At 58.9% G+C, this 21913-nt stretch carries 12 protein-coding genes and 2 pseudogenes; 10 read left to right on the top strand and 4 right to left on the bottom strand.

All coding sequences use genetic code 11. The features are described 5' to 3' along the window. Positions 1-19 precede the first annotated feature (19 nt). Positions 20-778, bottom strand: a pseudogene (locus OMK73_RS37675) (IS30 family transposase); the annotation flags it as partial. A gap of 676 nt (positions 779-1454) precedes the next feature. Here OMK73_RS37675 and OMK73_RS37670 point away from each other — a divergent pair. Together OMK73_RS37670 and OMK73_RS38590 are read left to right on the top strand one after the other, a co-directional pair. After that, positions 1455-1670 carry a MerR family transcriptional regulator gene (locus tag OMK73_RS37670; protein ID WP_267606765.1) on the top strand — a complete coding sequence of 72 codons (216 nt, stop codon included), beginning with the start codon at positions 1455-1457 and terminating at the stop codon, positions 1668-1670. 33 nt (positions 1671-1703) lie between these two features. Further along, entirely contained in the window at positions 1704-1850 is a 147-nt protein-coding gene (locus tag OMK73_RS38590) for a helix-turn-helix domain-containing protein (RefSeq protein ID WP_324291839.1), read from the top strand. Here the strand turns inward: OMK73_RS38590 and OMK73_RS37665 are convergent. After that, a complete protein-coding gene (locus tag OMK73_RS37665; RefSeq protein WP_267606817.1) occupies positions 1786-1998 on the bottom strand; it encodes a hypothetical protein in 213 nt (70 codons plus the stop codon). The genes OMK73_RS38590 and OMK73_RS37665 overlap by 65 nt on opposite strands. Between OMK73_RS37665 and OMK73_RS37660 the strand changes: the two genes are divergently transcribed. From OMK73_RS37660 to OMK73_RS39555, 7 genes are all read left to right on the top strand, one after another. Next, positions 1993-2475: an RNA-guided endonuclease InsQ/TnpB family protein gene (locus tag OMK73_RS37660; RefSeq protein ID WP_267606814.1), complete on the top strand. Its 483-nt coding sequence runs from the start codon at positions 1993-1995 to the stop codon at positions 2473-2475. The two genes, OMK73_RS37665 and OMK73_RS37660, sit on opposite strands and share 6 nt — an antisense overlap. Before the next feature lie 158 nt (positions 2476-2633). Continuing rightward, positions 2634-3593 carry an IS5 family transposase gene (locus OMK73_RS37655; protein ID WP_267606764.1) on the top strand — a complete coding sequence of 320 codons (960 nt, stop codon included), beginning with the start codon at positions 2634-2636 and terminating at the stop codon, positions 3591-3593. Between the two features lie 453 nt (positions 3594-4046). Beyond that, the gene (locus tag OMK73_RS37650; protein ID WP_267606763.1) at positions 4047-4496 is read left to right on the top strand and encodes a hypothetical protein; all 450 of its coding nucleotides are present in this window, start codon (positions 4047-4049) and stop codon (positions 4494-4496) included. A 629-nt stretch (positions 4497-5125) separates the two neighbouring features. Continuing rightward, positions 5126-5860 (top strand): hypothetical protein, encoded by a 735-nt coding sequence (locus OMK73_RS37645; protein ID WP_267606762.1) that lies wholly within the window; start codon positions 5126-5128, stop codon positions 5858-5860. Positions 5861-8384: 2524 nt separating this feature from the next. Continuing rightward, positions 8385-9560 (top strand): hypothetical protein, encoded by a 1176-nt coding sequence (locus OMK73_RS37640; RefSeq protein ID WP_267606761.1) that lies wholly within the window; start codon positions 8385-8387, stop codon positions 9558-9560. Between the two features lie 38 nt (positions 9561-9598). Continuing rightward, positions 9599-10327, top strand: a complete 729-nt coding sequence (locus OMK73_RS37635; protein WP_267606760.1) for a tetratricopeptide repeat protein — start codon at positions 9599-9601, stop codon at positions 10325-10327. Next, positions 10219-11181, top strand: a complete 963-nt coding sequence (locus OMK73_RS39555; RefSeq protein WP_420715705.1) for an AfsR/SARP family transcriptional regulator — start codon at positions 10219-10221, stop codon at positions 11179-11181. The genes OMK73_RS37635 and OMK73_RS39555 overlap by 109 nt, the downstream gene beginning before the upstream one ends. Positions 11182-11651: 470 nt before the next feature. Here OMK73_RS39555 and OMK73_RS37630 read toward each other — a convergent pair. After that, a pseudogene (locus OMK73_RS37630) lies at positions 11652-12678 on the bottom strand (IS30 family transposase). 147 nt (positions 12679-12825) lie between these two features. On the opposite strand from OMK73_RS37630, the gene OMK73_RS37625 reads away from it, so the two are divergent. Next, positions 12826-13803, top strand: coding sequence for an IS5 family transposase (locus OMK73_RS37625; RefSeq protein WP_267606759.1), 978 nt, complete (start codon positions 12826-12828; stop codon positions 13801-13803). A 1082-nt stretch (positions 13804-14885) separates the two neighbouring features. Here the strand turns inward: OMK73_RS37625 and OMK73_RS37620 are convergent. After that, entirely contained in the window at positions 14886-21890 is a 7005-nt protein-coding gene (locus OMK73_RS37620; protein WP_267606758.1) for a YDG domain-containing protein, read from the bottom strand. Between the last annotated feature and the right edge of the window lie 23 nt (positions 21891-21913).

Here is a 21913-nt window from a genome sequence, read left to right as displayed (position 1 = left end):
CAACTAGTCTGCCACGGGGGCTGTGGCGCGTCATCTCCTTTCCCTGGTCGTACGTCAGGCTTTGGCGCAGCGGCTCAGCAATCGAATTGAGCTTGGCAGAAAAGCCGGCCAGCGCCGAGGCCGCAGTAGCGTCATCCATCTTGGCCAACAGCACCAGACGACTGCTGCGTTCGACCAGCACGCCCACCGAAGACTTGTTGCCCGCGCCCTTGATGAAGTCACCCTCCCAGTGGCCCGGCATGACGCGGTCCTCGACCTCGGGCGGGCGCACATGGATGCTGACCATCTCAGGAATCTGCCCGCGTCGATCAACCCCGCGCTTGCGTGGCATGCGTGTGCTGCGGCCATGGCGCAGACAGGCGATGAGCTGACGGCGCAACTCGCCCCTGGGCTGCGCGTAAATGGCCGTGTAGATCGTCTCGTGAGATACATGCATGCTGGGGTCCTCGGGCCACACTCGCTTCAGGATACCGGCGATCTGTTGCGGCGACCACTTCCAATCCAACAAAGTCAGCACCGCGCCCCACCGAGCGTGTTGCGGATCGAGCTTCGCTACCGGGCGCGCCTGAACCCGCCGCGCCTGCCTCATGGCCTGCGCCGACAGGCTCGCGTAGCCACGCAGCGCACAACTGTTTCGCCTCAGTTCACGGCTGACGGTGCCCGCCGAGCGCCCGAGTGTGCGGGCCATGGCCCGCACACTCGAACCGCTCTGGCTCATGCTCGCAATCGTCATGCGTTCCTCTGGCTGAAGTTGTTGGTACGAAGTTCTGCTTTGCATCTGAACACCTTACCCGAAGCAAGGTGTTGCACTTCAGATTTGAGGCCGCCCCGGAAAAATCAGAACTCAGAGTGCGACACGCGGTATGGCGCACAAACGTGCGCACCGCCGCCAACCTCGAACCACGTCCAATCGCGGACAGCAAGCTGAAGAGGGCGCTTAGTGACAAAACGCCCAAGCGACGAGATCGCGTTTGGGCGCGCGTCGCTTGGGAAAATGCCAGCCAACAGACGGGGGCCATCGACTGGGATCGAAACGGAAAGTATACAACCGAGGATAGATCTCAGGACGTTCATTGTGCATGAGCGCTTCTGAGTATTGGGGTGCCCTATCATCATGCGCCCAAAGCATCGACCAGGAAGTGAACGAATGTGCGCTGTCATGGACCGCGACGTCTTCCTGCGGGCGGGGGCGCGCGCGGGCGGTACGGTATAAGCCTTTGGAGTACCGTCATAAATGCTCAGATTTCCATGCTTTGTGGCGTGTGAGACTTCGTCTGGACCATCGAAATTATGCGCCCCAGCGACTGGGAGAGGCGCTGTTCACGGCTAGCGCCGAGTTGCTGAAGTGGCGTCCGGCGTTTTAGCGTCCATTCGCGAGACAGCCACATGAGGCGCTAGCAGATTGATCGGAACCTAACCAAACCTATGCGAGTCTGTGCAGAATGGAAAGATTTGTGAGCATAGGCGAAGCGGCTGGAGCATTGGGCGTGTCGGTGACGACGTTGCGTCGGTGGGAGGCCAATGGGAAGCTGATTGCTGCGTATATGGCAGGCGGCCATCGACGCTATGATCTGACGAAGCTGCGGCCCGATCTGTACCTCGTGCCTGACCAGTTGGAGCTACTTGATGGGATGAGACGCGTGGCGCAGGAGAAATCTCAAACATGCTGATTGCTCACAAGATCGCGCTTGCCCCGAAACAACGTGCAGGCGACCTACTTCGCTCGGGCGGCTGGTGTGGCGCGTTTCGCCTACAACTGGGCGCTAGCCGAGTGGAAACGCCAATTCAACGCACACAAGGCCGGTTCCACTCAGCCGATCCATCGCAAGCCGCGTTGCGCCGCCAGTTGAACGCGGTGAAGCGCGAGCAGTTCCCCTGGATGCTGGAAGTCGCGAAGAACGCACCGCAGATGGCGATCATGCAGCTGGGTGATGCGATCAAGAGCAGAAAAGCTCGGCCAACCGCAAGAAGGCCAAAGCCAAGCTCGCCCGGCTGCATGCCCGGGTCTCCTGTATTCGTTACGATGCCTTGCACAAGCTCACCAGCGACCTGGCGCGCCGGTTCCACACCATCGGCATCGAGGACCTGAATGTGCGCGGAATGACGAAGAACCGACATCTGGCGCGCTCGGTCGCTGACGTGGGCTTCTTCGAGTTCCGCCGGCAGATGGAGTATAAGGCGGCGATGCTAGGGGGCGTGGTGGTGGTGGCGGATCGCTGGTTCGCCAACAGCAAGACGTGTTCGTGCTGCGGATACAAGATGGATGCGCTGCCGCTGTCCGTCAGGGAGTGGACGTGCCCGAGTTGCGGCACACCTCACGACCGTGACGTGACCGCCGCGATCAACTTGCGCAGTTACGCCGTGAGTTCCACGGTGTCAGCCTATGGAGAGGAAGGCTCTGGTCCTGGGGGTAAGGAAACCAGTCTCGACGAAGCAGGAAGTCAGCTTTGGATCTGTTTGGGAAAATTTGAGTAGGCTTTTGACAGAACGGAACGATGAGATACTGAGCGCATTTGATGGGCGTTGTTGCATAAATCCGGCTGTGCTAGCTGACGTTTACGCGCAACAGCCAGGGTGGCACGTCTGTTAACTTTCCGGGGACTTGCGTAGATTCTCGACTTTTTCCCGAGAAGATGCGCAAGGACGAACACGAGCGAAGCGAGCCGAAAGGTGTCTATCGTGTCAGGAACTGGGCGAGCTACAACGCTGGCTTGATTGCGAGAGGCGACGTGACGATGTGGATTGACGAAAGCGTACTGGGCACGGCGCCCGAGGGCACATCGCCCAGGCGGGGGCGGCCGCACGTCTACTCGGACGCAGCGATTCAGATGCTGCTTGGGCTCAAGCAGGTCTTCCATCTGCCTCTGCGGGCCCTCCAGGGCTTCGCGTGTAGCCTGCGCAAGCTCGCATTCCCCGAGTTGCCGGTACCCAACTACACGACGTTGAGCCGCCGAGCGCAGGAGCTCGCGGTGAAGTTGCCCGCCATGTACAACGGCGAACCGATGCACCTGCTGGTGGACAGCACCGGCGTGAAGCTGTACGGCGAAGGCGAATGGAAGGTGCGCAAACACGGCTACTCGAAGCGGCGCACCTGGCGCAAGGTGCATCTGGCTCTGGATACGAAGAGCGGCCAGGTATGCGCGGCGCTGATGACGCATCAGGATGTCGCCGATGCCGATGTGTTGCCCGATCTGCTCGATCAGGTCCCTGCAGACGTGCCGATCGGAACCGTTGGCGGTGACGGCGCGTATGACACGCGGGAATGTCACGCTCAAATCGAAGCCCGCGGCGCGCAACCGTCGATCCCACCGCGCGAAGGGGCTGCGCCTTGGTCTGAGAAAACGCCCGGCGCCCAGTGGCGCAACGAGGCCATCGACGCCATTGCGCGAAACGGGCGAGGGGAATGGAAGAAGAGCTGCGACTACCACCGCCGCTCGCTGGTCGAGAACCTGATGTACCGGCTCAAGACGCTCACGGGTAATCGCCTCTGGGCGCGTGGCATCGGCTCGCAAGCAACAGAAGTGGCGATCCGCGTAGGCGTGCTTAACCGCATGGCGGCTCTTGCACGCCCGAAGTCCGTCCGCATCGTCTGAATTTCGGATCACAGGAGTCTCTGTGTTTTTAAGTCCGATTTATGCAACAACGCCCATTTGATGCGGTCGATTCTGTCGACTCATCGTATCGCGAACCCGACGACAAATTTGATCCGGCCAGACTGAGAATGGTCGCCATCGTGCTATGAATGCAGACATAATTTTGACTTGGTTGCAAATTGTGGGGATCATTACAGCTAGTCTATCGTTGGGTGCCTGTATCTCCGCGGCCGCAATAGCGATTACTTATTCATCATGGGATCACAATGATGAGCGGGCAGTCGATGGCGGTGGACCGTCCGATAGCGCGCCTCGGCATTCCATGGTGGACTCGACGGCAAAGGAAAGGTAATCAGACCTACTGCAATTCTCGTAAGCCAGCTGCCATTGCTCCGAGCATGTACTTGCAGGTATCTCACCCATGCTTGGATAGCTCTCGCATGCACTCTGTATGTGCCGCCGCTACAAGCGATGGCTTATCAGCGGGACGATTTACCAGTCGAAGAACGCTCCGTTCAAAATTTTTGGCTAAATTCAGGATTCGTTTCCCATCATTTCAACAGACACGCCAACTATAACGAGCGGAATTGGGGGATGGGTGCGGAATATCAATTCAATGAGATCATTTCCGTGGCGGTGGGCACCTACAAGAATAGCATACACCGCACGACGAGCTATGGTGGGATTGTGTGGCAGCCATGGCATTGGGAGCAATTTGGCTTCGGCTTCTTCGCGGGCGCCGCTGATGGGTATCCCGGGATACACGGCGGAAAGTTCTTCCCATTGGTATTGCCGGTTATCACATTTCAGACTCGGTACGTTGGCGTAAACCTTATCTGGATACCTAGCCTCAAGGATAAGGTAGATGGCTGTGTGGCATTGCAGTTAAAACTACCCTTCTGAAAGAGCGCAGTTTCACCCTTGGATGAATACAAAAACTACGCGGAGCCGGCACCGCAAAACACACATAGTTTTGCTCGTATTTGCTCGGTATCCGATTGTGGCTTATGTAAATATCAAAGATTGGCAAATACCGTGCGCCGGTGCCGTTCATAGCCTAGTCGGTACATGCTTATGCGGCGGTGTTTCGTCGTGGGCGGATACGGTGTTGAGCTATTTGCCCGAGCCTCTACCCTAGATGAGGTGATGTTGTGACCATCAGCGTCGTCCGGAGGCCGGGAAAAAATGGGAGCCTTCTTTCAAAGCCATAGGTTGACTTGTGCTGTTTGCAGTAGAAAGGATCGATTCACCAAGGATAACGCGGCTATAGATGGATGATACCCGTGGGCCTCTGAAAGGGCTCATCGGGGGTCACCGGTTCGGCAAGTTGGCATCGCCAGGTACGCAATCAGCTGCTCCTATTCGTCCCAAGAACCCGGCATTGACACGCCCAGCCCGAGCGGAGACCGCGTACGCCATTATTGCGCCGTGTCGGTCGATGAGGTACGGCACGAGGCCGGCGATCTATGACCCAAGTGCTGAATGAGTACAGACGATAATTGGATGCGACAGTCCATTGAGATCTTACTAACATGTTGAACGCTACAGAGCAGAAGTTAGACACCGCCAAGTCGGCCTTCAGTGGTGGCCCGGTCTGGATTGAGAAAGCTTGGGAAGCAGCTTGGGCACTGAGGATAAGCTCGGTATTGCTGTTCTCGGATTTGGCGCTCATAGTCTATAGTCGGCATGGCTTGCTTGGTTGGCCAGTTGCAGGCGAAGACTTGCTGCAGAACTTAGGGCTGGTTGCAGTTGCGGTTGCGGTTTTTGGATTGCTGGTGGCGATCGTGCTTCCTGCGCTCGAGTTTTTTCTGAAGAGATTTTTGAATGAGTTTATCTGGGACGTGCCTGGCTTCTCGACGTTGGTAAGCAAGAATCTGTATCCCCGGCCGTATGGATATGTCAGTGTCTACAAGGTGTATCAGCATGCAATTGAAGGACAGAGCGCCTTCCTCATGAAGATCTATGACGATTCCCTTCGTCGACTTGAACGCGCTGAGCGTTCGATCAAACAACTGGGTTCCCTGATGTTCAGCACCGTGTGCTTCTCCATCGCGGATGCGTGGTCGCCCAGAATGGGATGGACCGATGAGTCTTTGATAAGCGCTGGCCTCCGAGCTACGGGAACATCGGGAGCGTTCGTGTGGACGTCGGTGGTAGCTGTTTGCTCTGCATTCGTGGTGTACGCATGGTTCAGCGATAACGGCCGCCATTGGATCTACTACCCTTCGTTAGCCAACGAACCGGAAGTCCCAGGCCGAGTGGGATAGGACGGCGCGAGCGTTCTGTCGCAGTAAGCATCCGATGGAATTTAGCGATATTGAATTCAGTGCAGTGAGACGGGCATGAATCCGGAAGTCGCGAGGTCTTGAATCGCCTGCACTATCCGCGGACGTGATGCTGACTTGGGCGCGATGGTATGTGGCCTATGCGCCGCATCGTTCAGTGCACGTACTGGGCTTTGGCTTTTTTGCTGCCTACCCCGATGCTTCGCCTCGTATCCGCTTCCTCTTCGTCAGGCCAGCGCTTTGCCTCGGGCTTCCTTCAGACCCCCAGTCGCCCGGGGAACCCTTGCCTCTGGCTAACACTTCCCCTTGCCGGGTGTGTAAGGGACTTCAACCCTATAGTGAGTGCGCCCTGCCGGACGCACAAAAAAACCCCACACCGGACATGGTGTGGGGGAGAGGAAGGTCAACGGGGAGTCGACCGTACAGCGTGCAAGAATTCCGCGCTAACGGAATGCCTACAGATCCAATTGTAGGCATTCTCAAAGAGAAAAATCCAAGCAAATGCAAGCAGAAATTTATATCTTGTGGCGGCTTCAACGCGCGTTACATATGAGGAGCCGAATGACGCTGCAAGAGATCACGGTGCCCCATTTTTCACCGTTACGCCTCCATGCATCTATCGACCTGTGCTGCAACCGTGAAGGTGATTGCCAACGAACGCAAGGTCATGGCCGTTCGGGCTTTAGCGGGCGCTGAACCGATCAGCGCCCGTGGCTGCCGCCCGGCACGGCGCGAGCCGCCCGCTCGTCTACCGGAAAATGCACAAGGCAAAACACACTCTGTCACAGCGACGTGTTTCACATCCAGCGGCAGTTCGAATCGCTGGCCAGTATCTGGACCCGTATTGCCAGCGGAATGCGGTCGAAACGCGAAGCACTCGGAGCTCGGCTCGAAAAGTCCACGTGACGTGATGATGGGCCGGAATCATCCACACAAGTTCACGCTCCTCAGGCTGGGGCCGCTTCAACCGCTGCGAGACCGATCCGGAGCGGCAAGCGCTGCTCCAGGCATCACCGCTGAAAACGGCGCCATGCCAGATCGAAGCGGCAACGCACCGAGGAACTGCGTGCTGAAGACACTGGCGTGAGCCCGCGCATCAACAATCCACGTCGTCGCGATCAACATCCGTGATGACCATTGTCGAGTCGCTTCGCGCGGCTTGCACTGCCCTCATCATTTACCTTGATCGTCTCTCCATCTCGCGCTTACGCTCACACCTTATCGCATCGTTACCTAAGATTTGCTCATGCAAATAATGCTTACACGAGACCATCCTAGAGGCAAAGTCAGTTTTTACTGACTCTAATCAGTAAGGCTTATTTTCGTGATCCACATGGCAAAGAGCGGATGGATTGCCAGATAGCGATATCGATGTTTCGCGGAAGGGTCTTCGGCAGATGCGTTCATTCCGATGGTGGATTGTAGTTGGCGCTGATTTCGAGTTAAGCGCTAGCGATCAGTTGGAGGTTATGCCGTAGTAGGTTGGTTGTAAGCAATTTTGGGGTGAAGGAGCCCGCGTTTCGTTGAAGCAAGCGAGATGACGGAAGACATCCTGCGGGCAGACAAGGATAAATGACAGCGCCGGCAATGTGACGGTGCGGGAACTACCGCCAGACCTTGCTCATTGAGAGACCGATGTGCAACTCAAAGGCACTCACGGGCAATCGTCCGGGGACGCGACACGCGGTCCTTTGCAAAGCGAGGCGGTGATCCGCGTAGGTCTGGTGAGCGGCTCTCGCAATGTTGCGTGAATCTTGGGGCCACAGGAGGCTCTTCGCGTCCGAGAAATTTGGGAAAAATTGCCGCAATGACGAGTACAGCAAATAAACGATATATGGGGAATAATGGACCGCATTGAGATCAGCGATTCCTGCTTCCAGTTGTCCATCGCAACTGCCGTACCAAATCGCGCGCGACAACTGAAAAGGGCTCCGTCAGAAGTGGTGTCGACCCAGCCGATGTTCCGTGAAGTGTTGGCAGACACGGTCGACAAAGTTGCTCAAGCCAGGATCGCATGGATATCTGATCCCAGTCCAGTCGGAAGGGAGTATCTTGTACAAGAGGCTCTAGCAAAGGAGGGAGATGCGCTCTGTGGTGTCGTCTCCACGTTCTACCTCGGACATTGGACGATCTGATTCTCAGCTTCAGTGAAAAATCGCTCGTTAACGCGAGACTATCGAAGCTGTCGCTACCAAGGGGCCTCATTGTAGGTCGCCATTCGTGGGAAGAGCTATTGCGAACTATCGCTAGTGCAGAGATTGCGCCTGAGCTCGCAATAGTTATCCAAGCAGATGAGGAAACTGCGTATTTTAAACTACAATTCGAGCTTACGGTGAGCTATGTTACTAATCTCAACTCGGGGATAAAATGTATCTCAATAAGTAATTCTGATCCACCGCAAATACGCACCTTACCATTGACCTTGGGCTGCGATGCAGAGATAACGCATTGCACAATACCGAGATTGAGCTTGGACCAGATTGGGATATTATTAAATTCGGATCCAATGTCCGCATTTGTGGGGCGCATGCACTCGCTATCGAGCGGGCTTCTTGGTCATCTTATGTTTCTGAGCCATCATACGACATTTGACGAGCGTGGACAGAGGCAAATTGATTTTGAGCGTTTAGCAGAAGGGCTACCGTCGATATACCGGGATATCAGGTCCTGTGCCATCAGAGAGGGGGCGTACGATCTTCTTCTTCAGTGCGCCTTTCTTCCGGAAGTGACGAAAGAAAGCGCGTTAGAGATTAGCGGTCAACGAGATTGCAATAGCACTCTTCTCTCTATTATAGAGCGATTCCCATATATTTGTACGAAGCGAGAAGGCGAGTTTGGATTCTCATGGAATCTATTGTTTAGAAAGTTCCTCCTTGATGAAGCCGACGTAAGGTTCACCAGCGATCGTATATGTGCACTACGGAAAATGTCTTCGAGGTTGCTGAGTCAGGAAAAGTTGGTTGAGTCGCTCTTCATGGTACACGCCGAGGCTGGCGACTGGTGGTCAGCACGAAATTTAGTCAGCGAATGCGCCGAAGAAATGGTGTCGGGTGGCCTTTGGAGGTGCCTGAAAGATATTTTGTTGGCATTCCCAAAAAATATCCTGGAAGCAGACTCAGATGTTCAATACTGGCTTGGTCGATGCTTACTTAAAATCGATCCGTCCGCCGCGTGCCGCTCATTCGAACGAGCACTATCCTTGCTCGACTTGAGAAAGAAATCAAGTGAATATATTCATTGTATCGCCTGGACAATTATTGCAGCAAGCTTGTCAGAGAGCGCTCGTGAGGAGACCGTGGGGCGGCTAGAGAGTCTTGTCGAAGTATTCGATTGGAAGGAGCCGGAGTTGGGTGACAGGCTGAGTATCTTGTGTCTTTCTGCGATAATGCACGGATTCGATATATCTAACGTGATAAAAGAAAGAGCCCCTCATTTTGTTGTGAAGTTACAAGAGCTTCTGTATAGAAAATCGGTTGACGATGAAACAAGGTTGATTGGTGCAATTTCGCTATTGTGGTACGAAGGTGAGACAGGAACTCATGGGTCGTTCTCGCCTTTAATTTCAAGAGCAGAGTTTATTTCAAACACAAACTTGATCGGGATACCTCTGACTATAAAATGGAAGATGGTAGTCGCGGCCCATCATCATGGGAGGGGGAACGGGATGTTTCATATCGGCTGATTGAGGAGGCGTATAGCGACGCGGCAGGACATGAGAACGTGGAATATCTGCGGATAGCCTGCGCTATTCAGAGAATAATCTATCTACTTGAAGATAGTAATTTCATGGCTTTGGAATTGATGAGGAATGTCGAGTTGAATTGGAGCGGCAGGTTGAGTCCGAGCGAGTGGAGTATGATTAATGTCGCTCATGCTGCTATTTCAATGCAGAGCGGTGATCTTGCAAAAGCACTGCGTCACGCGCAAACGGCTGTTGGTGCGGCACGGAACGTGTTGGAGACTCGACCTCGCGTCTATGCCGCGATGAGTTTGGCCTATGCGTTGACGGCAAGTGGTGACTGGCAAAGCGCTGCGGCGATGTTGGAAGAATTGAACGTCGAGGTCGCTCAGTCGGGAAGTAACTATTGCCAGTTGCACCTACATTTGCTTATCTCGCAGATTGCAACGCTATGCGGGGATGTTGCGGGGCTAAGGTCCGCATTCGTCAAAGTATTTCGATTGATGCGTAGTCTAGCTGGAGTGCGGAATCTATTCGTATCTTCAGAAAATCTTTCTCTGCTTTGCACGATAGCATTAGAGAACGGGCTGTCCGAGTCGGATGTATCCACGATTGTATTGCAGAAAAGCTTGATGCCGACCTTCGAGAGGCTAAATGAAAGATGGCCTTGGCGATTCAAGATCTACACGCTTGGCGATTTCTCGCTATCGATGGATGGCGTCCCCTACGGTTCACGGGTAAGGCACAGCGAAAACCTCTGGATCTATTGAAGGTGTTAGTCGCAAACGGAGGGAGATCCGTCGACATTAATATCATAATGAATTCCTTGTGGCCAGACTCGTGCGGGGATGCAGCCCAGAAATCATTTGATACGACACTGCACAGGTTAAGGAAGTTGACGGCGAATGACTTGGTGATTCTCACCAATAGAGGCATTTCGCTTAATACGAATATTTGTTGGGTGGATCTGTGGGAGTTTACCCAGCTTGTTTCTTCTGACTTTCACCGTGGGGCGCATGGGATTATATCCGACGATTCAGGGAGAAGGATTGTCGATGTGGTGGATCGTGTCCTTAAAATATACCGCGGTGATTTTTTGTGTTTTGAGGAAAGCAATCAATGGATAATATCACCACGAGATAAGATAAAGAGTAAACTGATTAGATTTATTAATAAGGCTGGTAATTTCCTAGAGAGGGAAGGGAACTGGATATGTGCGATCGAGCTTTACCGCAGAGGACTCGAAGTCGATAATCTTTCGGAAGATTTGTATCGATCGCTAATGGAGTGCCAGCGCCGCGCAGGCAGCCTGTCCGACGCGATGGAGACGTATCGGAGATGCAGACACATGCTCTCAGTGGTTCTTTGTATTGCGCCATCAGAGAGAACGGCCTCGCTCTACAGGGAATTGACGAGGCAGGGCTCGGGCTACTTAGTCGTCCCTACAGAATCTCGCGAAACTACCCAAAGTATCGGAATAGGGGTTTCTGAGGTAACAGGCATTGCCCCTGGTCTCCCGAATCCCTTGACCGGCCGAATCAATCGGCCCGATGCTGAACCGGAAATTATTTACTCAGGGGTGTTGAGGGCGGATTCCATCCGAAAGGACCGCTGTGGGGAGTAAATGCGACGGCTGGAAACCGACCAGATTAATCGGAGTGCCAGAAATGTTGCGTGCAGTTAATTGTCCATGAATAGTGGAATTGAAAATTTTATGAACCCAATGAATCCGTCGAGCAGGCTATTAAATGGAATAATTATTGGACTCGTCTTCGAGTCCGCGGCACTCATAATTCTATGTGAGATATCGACAAAATTTAATCCTAATAGCATTTTTTCTGAAAGATATATATCTATTCCTCTTTCTATTTCATTTAGTGTTTTCATTTTTATGTTGAGATTTATTAAAATAAAATATTTTTTGAGAGACAGATATCCTTTTGTACTGGATGATGAGATCGCTGCGGCGCTGATCGGTAGATTAATTGGTGTTGCGATTGGGACCTTGTCTGGAATTTACATTGTAACGACCATTTCTTATTGATCTGGCGATATTAAACATGGCGGTTTCAAGTCCCAAGTGCAACACCCGCGTCAGTGAATTGAAGTTGGGAGGTGAGAAACTTGTTTGAGCATACGAGCGAACACCTCCAGTGGGGAGTGGAACGCGTGCGTAGCACGAGGTCGTTTGTTCAAGCTGTCGGCAATTGCGTCGAGTTCTTCTTGTGTGTGCACGGACAAGTCGGTGCCCTTGGGCAGGTACTGGCGCAGCAGCCCGTTGGTGTTCTCACAAGTGCCACGCTGCCAGGGGCTGTGCGGATCGCAAAAGTACACCTTGACGCCAGTGTTGGCGCTAAGCTCACTGTGGCGCGTCATCTCCTTTCCCTGGTCGTACGTCAGGCTCTGGCGCAGCGGCTCAGCAATCGAATTGAGCTTGGCAGAAAAGCCGGCCAGCGCCGAGGCCGCAGTAGCGTCATCCATCTTGGCCAACAGCACCAGACGACTGCTGCGTTCGACCAGCACGCCCACCGAAGACTTGTTGCCCGCGCCCTTGATGAAGTCACCCTCCCAGTGGCCCGGCATGACGCGGTCCTCGACCTCGGGCGGGCGCACATGGATGCTGACCATCTCAGGAATCTGCCCGCGTCGATCAACCCCGCGCTTGCGTGGCATGCGTGTGCTGCGGCCATGGCGCAGACAGGCGATGAGCTGACGGCGCAACTCGCCCCTGGGCTGGCGCGTAAATGGCCGTGTAGATCGTCTCGTGAGATACATGCATGCTGGGGTCCTCGGGCCACACTCGCTTCAGGATACCGGCGATCTGTTGCGGCGACCACTTCCAATCCAACAAAGTCAGCACCGCGCCCCACCGAGCGTGTTGCGGATCGAGCTTCGCTACCGGGCGCGCCTGAACCCGCCGCGCCTGCCTCATGGCCTGCGCCGACAGGCTCGCGTAGCCACGCAGCGCACAACTGTTTCGCCTCAGTTCACGACTGACGGTGCCCGCCGAGCGCCCGAGTGTGCGGGCCATGGCCCGCACACTCGAACCGCTCTGGCTCATGCTCGCAATCGTCATGCGCTCCTCTGGCTGAAGTTGTTGGTACGAAGTTCTGCTTTGCATCTGAACACCTTACCCGAAGCAAGGTGTTGCACTTCAGATTTGAGGCCGCCCATTAAAAAATATCGTTGTGACATGGCATTGGTGCATGGATAGCGATTTGAAAGGATTGAGGATAAAGTGGTGGATCCCTCCCTTCGCTGCAGAGGCATGCCGAACAAGCACAACGCCGCTGGGCGGCATCACATCCCGAAGATGCCGCACCGGGTGACAAACTGGTCTGCCTATGAAGCGGGCCTTCGCAGCCGGGGCAGTCTGACACTCTGGATGACGCCCGAAGCCGTAGTGCAGTGGCAGGCCGAACCGCGCACGACGCGCGGTGGACAGGCACGGTATTCGGATCTGGCGATAGAAACCACGCTCATGCTGGGCTGCGCCTTCAAACTGCGGCTACGCCAGACCGAAGGCCTGATGGGCTCGGTGATCGCGCTGATGGGACTGACGGTGCCGGTCCCTGATCATACGACCATGAGCCGTCGTGCGAAGAAGCGCCCGGCTGTTAGCCGGCCCCGTTTGCCCGACGGGCCACTGAATGTGCTGATCGACAGCACCGGGCTGCAGGTATTCGGCGCGGGACAGTGGCTGCAGGACAAACACGGAGCAAAATCCCGCCGGGGCTGGCGCAAGCTGCATCTGGCGGTCGATGCCGACAGCGGCATGATCGTGGCGCAGACGCTCACGGACCAGGACGGCGATGATCCGTCACAGGTAGCGCCACTGCTCGATCAGATCGACGGCGAAATCGCAAAGGTCACCGCCGATGGGGCCTATGACGGCGCGCCGACGTATCAGACGATCGCACAATATGGCGAGGGCATTATGATCGTGATTCCGCCGCGCTCGACGGCGGTGCGCAGCGGCGAGCCCGGCCCTCCCACCCAGCGAGACCGCCATCTCGAAGTGATCGAGGCGAAGGGGTGGCTGGCCTGGCAGGTGGCCACCGGCTACGGCAAACGCGCCCGGGTCGAGACCACGATGGGCCGCTACAAGGCGCTGATCGGGCCGCGTCTGCGCGCACGCGATCCGGCTGCCCAGCACACCGAGGCAGCCATCGGCGTGGCCGTGCTCAACCGGATGCTGGCCGCTGGCCGCCCCCACTCCGTCCGCAGTGAGGGGCGCCTCCCGTAGAACTCCATCTCAAAGAGCCAAGCTCGTTCGTCTCACGATCCATGCACCAACGCCTGTCCATGCCAAATTTAGATGGACACGATCCTCGCCCTCAACATCCCCCCGATCAAGGTGTGTTCGCCGGGTGCTTACTTTTTAGCGCACCATATTGAGAGTCATTCCTAGCGACATGGCGAACGCGGCCGCACCGCGGCGATCGGGGAAGACCGGCGATGTCCTAAGTGCCGGCCGGCTTTGGGTTGCTATTGTTGAGGAACGGGGCGGCGAACGAATGCAGGAGCTCCCACGCGACCGACAATGCCAAGAAATTTCGTGTACGGTTCGCTGCTGGTGGGTCCCCGCAAAGCGACGACATCCCCAACGTGAACGTTGGCCGACTTTGGTGCAAGGAGGTCGGCAAGCTGGATCCGCCAAGAAGTGTAACCGACCTCAAACGCAATGTAATCAACCTCTCGGGGATCCTCGCAGAGCGGGTTCTTCTTTGAATAAGGGTTCCTGCAATATTCTTCAATGAAATGGTTATCCTGCTCGTGATGTGCAAGGCGAACAACTGCATTCGTCGTTACGTTTGATATAACTCCAGGTTGAAGCACTTCCAGTGTGTGATGCGTCGTGCATCCAACTATAGCTTCGACCACACTAATCAAGGTCACAAGACTAAATACTCTTAGAATGAGTCTAGCTAGCATAGTCGTATAAATGGATCTTTCGATCTTTCGTGACTCATTATCGATGACAGATATAATCGCTATATCCATCAAATATTGAAAAAATACCCGTCTCCATAAGAAACGGAGGGAGAGGCAGGAAGATCAGATCTTTGCTTTCCCCTTAATGATTCCCTTAATGGTCCGCGCTTTTCTGATTACAATCATCCGAAGAGCATAGCGCGCCCCCCAAATTCGGCTCTGAGTCAATTCTTTGCAGCGCGGGTCTCGCTCCCATCGTCAATATCGCTTGTGCTGGCGAATTAATGAACGGTGTAGGTGACAAGTCACTCGCACTTCCTGGCGACACCAGTCCGCCTGATGAAACTCCGCTGGTTTGGCTAATTAAACTCCCAACCGCGGTCAGCACTGAAGTCAGACTCGAAGTGCTAGTGCTGACTTGCTCCCCTGAACAGCGGCCAGCTGGGTTCCCGAGAGTACCCCGATCTGGGCCGGCGTTAGCGCCTGCACTTGGGTTAGTGTTAATGAGCTCAGTTGAGCGGGTGTGAGCGCCGCTAGGGCCGTCGGGCTCAGGCTCGTGATCTGGGCCGGCGTTAGCGCCTGCACTTGGGTTAGTGTTAATGAGCTCAGTTGAGCGGGTGTGAGCGCCGCTAGGGCCGTCGGGCTCAGGCTCGTGATCTGGGCCGGCGTTAGCACTTGTACTTGGGATAGTGTTAATGAGCCCAGTTGAGCGGGTGTGAGCGCCGCTAGCGCCGTCGGATTCAGACTCGCGATCTGGGCTGGCGTTAGCACCTGCACTTGGGAGACTGATAACGAGCTCAGTTGAGCGGGAGGGAGCGCCGCTAGCGCCGTCGGACTCAGACTCGCAATCTGGGCCGGCGTTAGCACCTGCACTTGAGATAGTGTTAATGAGCCCAGTTGAGCGGGTGTGAGCGCCGCTAGCGCCGTCGGGCTCAGACTCGCGATCTGGGCTGGCGTTAGTACCTGCACTTGGGAGACTGATAACGAGCTCAGTTGAGCGGGCATGAGCGCCGTTAGGGCCGTCGGGCTCAGGCTCGCAATCTGGGCCGGACTCAGTGCGTCCAGCGCGGTTGTTGGCAGAGCGACTACACTCGAGGCCGCAAGCGCCGATAGTTGCGTGCTATTCATCGAACTCACCCACCCTGGTTGCTGTACAGCCACAATGCTGGGCGATGTCGCAGCAATTTGTGCTGGAGTCAGCTCGTTGATTTGGAGAATCGACGCCGTAGTTGTCGGGTTACTGACTATCTGATAGTCCGATGCCAAGCCACCATTGGTACCGTTCGCGAGCGCGTAGCCGGTAGCCGTCACTGTCTTGTTGTGTGCCGCATTCACGTCACTAAAGGTAGCTCCTACTCCACTGGTATTCAGTACTAGAGTCTCAGCACCAATCAAGCCTGATAATGTGCCGGTGCTCGTTAGCGTCGCGAGATTATTCGTGTCATACGTCTTATCGCTTGCCGCAATGCCCGTGACGGTGAGCGGCGCCTTCGTGATCGTGCCGTTCGCTGCCACGTAGCTCACGTTGTAGTCCGTCACGTAACCACCGCCGCCAAGGCTCGCGTTGCCCAGCGCCGCCGCCACGTTCAGCACCGAGCTGTTCGACCCGAGCGCGTGCGGGCTCGCGTACACCTCCGCCAGCGATGCGTTGCTCACCGTGTCGCTGCCCTTCAGGCCCGTCACCGCCGCCACCGCCGCCGAGCCGTTCAGCCCGTCGTACACCTTCGTGCCACCACTCGCCGTCACCGTCAGCCCCGCCGGCGTGATCGTGCCGTTCGCTGCCACGTAGCTCACGTTGTAGTCCGTCACGTAGCCACCGCCGCCGAGGCTCGCATTGCCCAGCGCCGCCGCCACGTTCAGAACCGATCCGTTCGCCCCCTGCACGTGCGGGCTCGCGTACACCTCCGCCAGCGATGCGTTGCTCACCGTGTCGCTGCCCTTCAGGCCCGTCACCGTCGCCACCGCCACCGAGCCGTTCAGCCCGTCATACACCTTCGTGCCACCATTCGCCGTCACCGTCAGCGTCGCCGGCGTGATGTTGGCCGTCGCCGTGCTCGCCAGTGCCGTCACGTTGTAGTCGCTCACCAGGCCCGTGCCGTTGGCCACCGTCACGTTGCTGATCGACACCGCCAGATTGTTGCCCGCGTGCGTGGTGCTGAAGACCCCCACCGCTCCATTGGCAGTGACCACCAGCGTCTCGCCGTTGACGCCGCTCGCCGACGCCCCGCTCACGTTCACCCCCGCCACGCTCGTGCCGTCATAGACCTTGTTGTTCGCCGTCACCCCCGACAGCGTCACCGTCGCCTTCGTGATCGTGCCGTTCGCTGCCACGTAGCTCACGTTGTAGTCCGTCACGTAACCACCGCCGCCAAGGCTCGCGTTGCCCAGCGCCGCCGCCACGTTCAGCACCGAGCTGTTCGACCCGAGCGCGTGCGGGCTCGCGTACACCTCCGCCAGCGATGCGTTGCTCACCGTGTCGCTGCCCTTCAGGCCCGTCACCGCCGCCACCGCCGCCGAGCCGTTCAGCCCGTCGTACACCTTCGTGCCACCACTCGCCGTCACCGTCAGCCCCGCCGGCGTGATCGTGCCGTTCGCTGCCACGTAGCTCACGTTGTAGTCCGTCACGTAGCCACCGCCGCCGAGGCTCGCATTGCCCAGCGCCGCCGCCACGTTCAGCACCGATCCGTTCGCCCCCTGCACGTGCGGGCTCGCGTACACCTCCGCCAGCGATGCGTTGCTCACCGTGTCGCTGCCCTTCAGGCCCGTCACCGTCGCCACCGCCACCGAGCCGTTCAGCCCGTCATACACCTTCGTGCCACCATTCGCCGTCACCGTCAGCGTCGCCGGCGTGATGTTGGCCGTCGCCGTGCTCGCCAGTGCCGTCACGTTGTAGTCGCTCACCAGGCCCGTGCCGTTGGCCACCGTCACGTTGCTGATCGACACCGCCAGATTGTTGCCCGCGTGCGTGGTGCTGAAGACCCCCACCGCTCCATTGGCAGTGACCACCAGCGTCTCGCCGTTGACGCCGCTCGCCGACGCCCCGCTCACGTTCACCCCCGCCACGCTCGTGCCGTCATAGACCTTGTTGTTCGCCGTCACCCCCGACAGCGTCACCGTCGCCTTCGTGATCGTGCCGTTCGCTGCCACGTAGCTCACGTTGTAGTCCGTCACGTAACCACCGCCGCCAAGGCTCGCGTTGCCCAGCGCCGCCGCCACGTTCAGCACCGAGCTGTTCGACCCGAGCGCGTGCGGGCTCGCGTACACCTCCGCCAGCGATGCGTTGCTCACCGTGTCGCTGCCCTTCAGGCCCGTCACCGCCGCCACCGCCGCCGAGCCGTTCAGCCCGTCGTACACCTTCGTGCCACCACTCGCCGTCACCGTCAGCCCCGCCGGCGTGATCGTGCCGTTCGCTGCCACGTAGCTCACGTTGTAGTCCGTCACGTAGCCACCGCCGCCGAGGCTCGCATTGCCCAGCGCCGCCGCCACGTTCAGCACCGATCCGTTCGCCCCCTGCACGTGCGGGCTCGCGTACACCTCCGCCAGCGATGCGTTGCTCACCGTGTCGCTGCCCTTCAGGCCCGTCACCGTCGCCACCGCCACCGAGCCGTTCAGCCCGTCATACACCTTCGTGCCACCATTCGCCGTCACCGTCAGCGTCGCCGGCGTGATGTTGGCCGTCGCCGTGCTCGCCAGTGCCGTCACGTTGTAGTCGCTCACCAGGCCCGTGCCGTTGGCCACCGTCACGTTGCTGATCGACACCGCCAGATTGTTGCCCGCGTGCGTGGTGCTGAAGACCCCCACCGCTCCATTGGCAGTGACCACCAGCGTCTCGCCGTTGACGCCGCTCGCCGACGCCCCGCTCACGTTCACCCCCGCCACGCTCGTGCCGTCATAGACCTTGTTGTTCGCCGTCACCCCCGACAGCGTCACCGTCGCCTTCGTGATCGTGCCGTTCGCTGCCACGTAGCTCACGTTGTAGTCCGTCACGTAACCACCGCCGCCAAGGCTCGCGTTGCCCAGCGCCGCCGCCACGTTCAGCACCGAGCTGTTCGACCCGAGCGCGTGCGGGCTCGCGTACACCTCCGCCAGCGATGCGTTGCTCACCGTGTCGCTGCCCTTCAGGCCCGTCACCGCCGCCACCGCCGCCGAGCCGTTCAGCCCGTCGTACACCTTCGTGCCACCACTCGCCGTCACCGTCAGCCCCGCCGGCGTGATCGTGCCGTTCGCTGCCACGTAGCTCACGTTGTAGTCCGTCACGTAGCCACCGCCGCCGAGGCTCGCATTGCCCAGCGCCGCCGCCACGTTCAGCACCGATCCGTTCGCCCCCTGCACGTGCGGGCTCGCGTACACCTCCGCCAGCGATGCGTTGCTCACCGTGTCGCTGCCCTTCAGGCCCGTCACCGTCGCCACCGCCACCGAGCCGTTCAGCCCGTCATACACCTTCGTGCCACCATTCGCCGTCACCGTCAGCGTCGCCGGCGTGATGTTGGCCGTCGCCGTGCTCGCCAGTGCCGTCACGTTGTAGTCGCTCACCAGGCCCGTGCCGTTGGCCACCGTCACGTTGCTGATCGACACCGCCAGATTGTTGCCCGCGTGCGTGGTGCTGAAGACCCCCACCGCTCCATTGGCAGTGACCACCAGCGTCTCGCCGTTGACGCCGCTCGCCGACGCCCCGCTCACGTTCACCCCCGCCACGCTCGTGCCGTCATAGACCTTGTTGTTCGCCGTCACCCCCGACAGCGTCACCGTCGCCTTCGTGATCGTGCCGTTCGCTGCCACGTAGCTCACGTTGTAGTCCGTCACGTAACCACCGCCGCCAAGGCTCGCGTTGCCCAGCGCCGCCGCCACGTTCAGCACCGAGCTGTTCGACCCGAGCGCGTGCGGGCTCGCGTACACCTCCGCCAGCGATGCGTTGCTCACCGTGTCGCTGCCCTTCAGGCCCGTCACCGCCGCCACCGCCACCGACCCGTTCAGCCCGTCGTACACCTTCGTCCCACCACTCGCCGTCACCGTCAGCCCCGCCTTCGTGATCGTGCCGTTCGCTGCCACGTAGCTCACGTTGTAGTCCGTCACGTAACCACCACCGCCAAGGCTCGCATTGCCCAGCGCCGCCGCCACGTTCAGCACCGAGCCGTTCGACCCCTGCACGTGCGGACTCGCGTACACCTCCGCCAGCGACGCGTTGCTCACCGTGTCGCTGCCCTTGAGCCCCGTCACCGTCGCCACCGCCATCGACCCGTTCAGCCCGTCGTACACCTTCGTCCCACCATTCGCCGCCACCGTCAGCGTCGCCGGCGTGATCGTGCCGTTCGCTGCCACGTAGCTCACGTTGTAGTCCGTCACGTAACCACCACCGCCAAGGCTCGCATTGCCCAGCGCCGCCGCCACGTTCAGCACCGAGCCGTTCGACCCCTGCACGTGCGGACTCGCGTACACCTCCGCCAGCGACGCGTTGCTCACCGTGTCGCTGCCCTTGAGCCCCGTCACCGTCGCCACCGCCATCGACCCGTTCAGCCCGTCGTACACCTTCGTGCCACCACTCGCCGCCACCGTCAGCCCCGCCGGCGTGATCGTGCCGTTCGCTGCCACGTAGCTCACGTTGTAGTCCGTCACGTAGCCACCGCCGCCGAGGCTCGCATTGCCCAGCGCCGCCGCCACGTTCAGCACCGAGCCGTTCGACCCCTGCACGTGCGGACTCGCGTACACCTCCGCCAGCGACGCGTTGCTCACCGTGTCGCTGCCCTTGAGCCCCGTCACCGTCGCCACCGCCACCGACCCGTTCAGCCCGTCGTACACCTTCGTCCCACCACTCGCCGCCACCGTCAGCCCCGCCGGCGTGATGTTGGCCGTCGCCGTGCTCGCCAGTGCCGTCACGTTGTAGTCGCTCACCAGGCCCGTGCCGTTGGCCACCGTCACGTTGCTGATCGACACCGCCAGATTGTTGCCCGCGTGCGTGGTGCTGAAGACCCCCACCGCTCCATTGGCAGTGACCACCAGCGTCTCGCCGTTGACGCCGCTCGCCGACGCCCCGCTCACGTTCACCCCCGCCACGCTCGTGCCGTCATAGACCTTGTTGTTCGCCGTCACCCCCGACAGCGTCACCGTCGCCGGCGTGATCGTGCCGTTCGCTGCCACGTAGCTCACGTTGTAGTCCGTCACGTAACCACCACCGCCAAGGCTCGCATTGCCCAGCGCCGCCGCCACGTTCAGCACCGAGCCGTTCGACCCCTGCACGTGCGGACTCGCGTACACCTCCGCCAGCGACGCGTTGCTCACCGTGTCGCTGCCCTTGAGCCCCGTCACCGTCGCCACCGCCATCGACCCGTTCAGCCCGTCGTACACCTTCGTGCCACCACTCGCCGCCACCGTCAGCCCCGCCGGCGTGATCGTGCCGTTCGCTGCCACGTAGCTCACGTTGTAGTCCGTCACGTAGCCACCGCCGCCGAGGCTCGCATTGCCCAGCGCCGCCGCCACGTTCAGCACCGAGCCGTTCGACCCCTGCACGTGCGGACTCGCGTACACCTCCGCCAGCGACGCGTTGCTCACCGTGTCGCTGCCCTTGAGCCCCGTCACCGTCGCCACCGCCACCGACCCGTTCAGCCCGTCGTACACCTTCGTCCCACCACTCGCCGCCACCGTCAGCCCCGCCGGCGTGATGTTGGCCGTCGCCGTGCTCGCCAGTGCCGTCACGTTGTAGTCGCTCACCAGGCCCGTGCCGTTGGCCACCGTCACGTTGCTGATCGACACCGCCAGATTGTTGCCCGCGTGCGTGGTGCTGAAGACCCCCACCGCTCCATTGGCAGTGACCACCAGCGTCTCGCCGTTGACGCCGCTCGCCGACGCCCCGCTCACGTTCACCCCCGCCACGCTCGTGCCGTCATAGACCTTATTGTTCGCCGTTACCCCCGACAGCGTCACGGTCGCCGGCGTGATCGTGCCGTTCGCTGCCACGTAGCTCACGTTGTAGTCCGTCACGTAACCACCACCGCCAAGGCTCGCATTGCCCAGCGCCGCCGCCACGTTCAGCACCGAGCCGTTCGACCCCTGCACGTGCGGACTCGCGTACACCTCCGCCAGCGACGCGTTGCTCACCGTGTCGCTGCCCTTGAGCCCCGTCACCGTCGCCACCGCCACCGACCCGTTCAGCCCGTCGTACACCTTCGTCCCACCACTCGCCGCCACCGTCAGCCCCGCCGGCGTGATGTTGGCCGTCGCCGTGCTCGCCAGTGCCGTCACGTTGTAGTCGCTCACCAGGCCCGTGCCGTTGGCCACCGTCACGTTGCTGATCGACACCGCCAGATTGTTGCCCGCGTGCATGGTGCTGAAGACCCCCACCGCTCCATTGGCAGTGACCACCAGCGTCTCGCCGTTGACGCCGCTCGCCGTCGCCCCACTCACGTTCACCCCCGCCACGCTCGTGC

Origin of the sequence: Cupriavidus sp. D39, from assembly GCF_026627925.1 — a bacterium.
GTDB lineage: Bacteria > Pseudomonadota > Gammaproteobacteria > Burkholderiales > Burkholderiaceae > Cupriavidus > Cupriavidus ulmosensis.
Note: the sequence above shows the minus strand (reverse complement) of the source record. Positions and strands in the feature narration are given on the sequence as shown.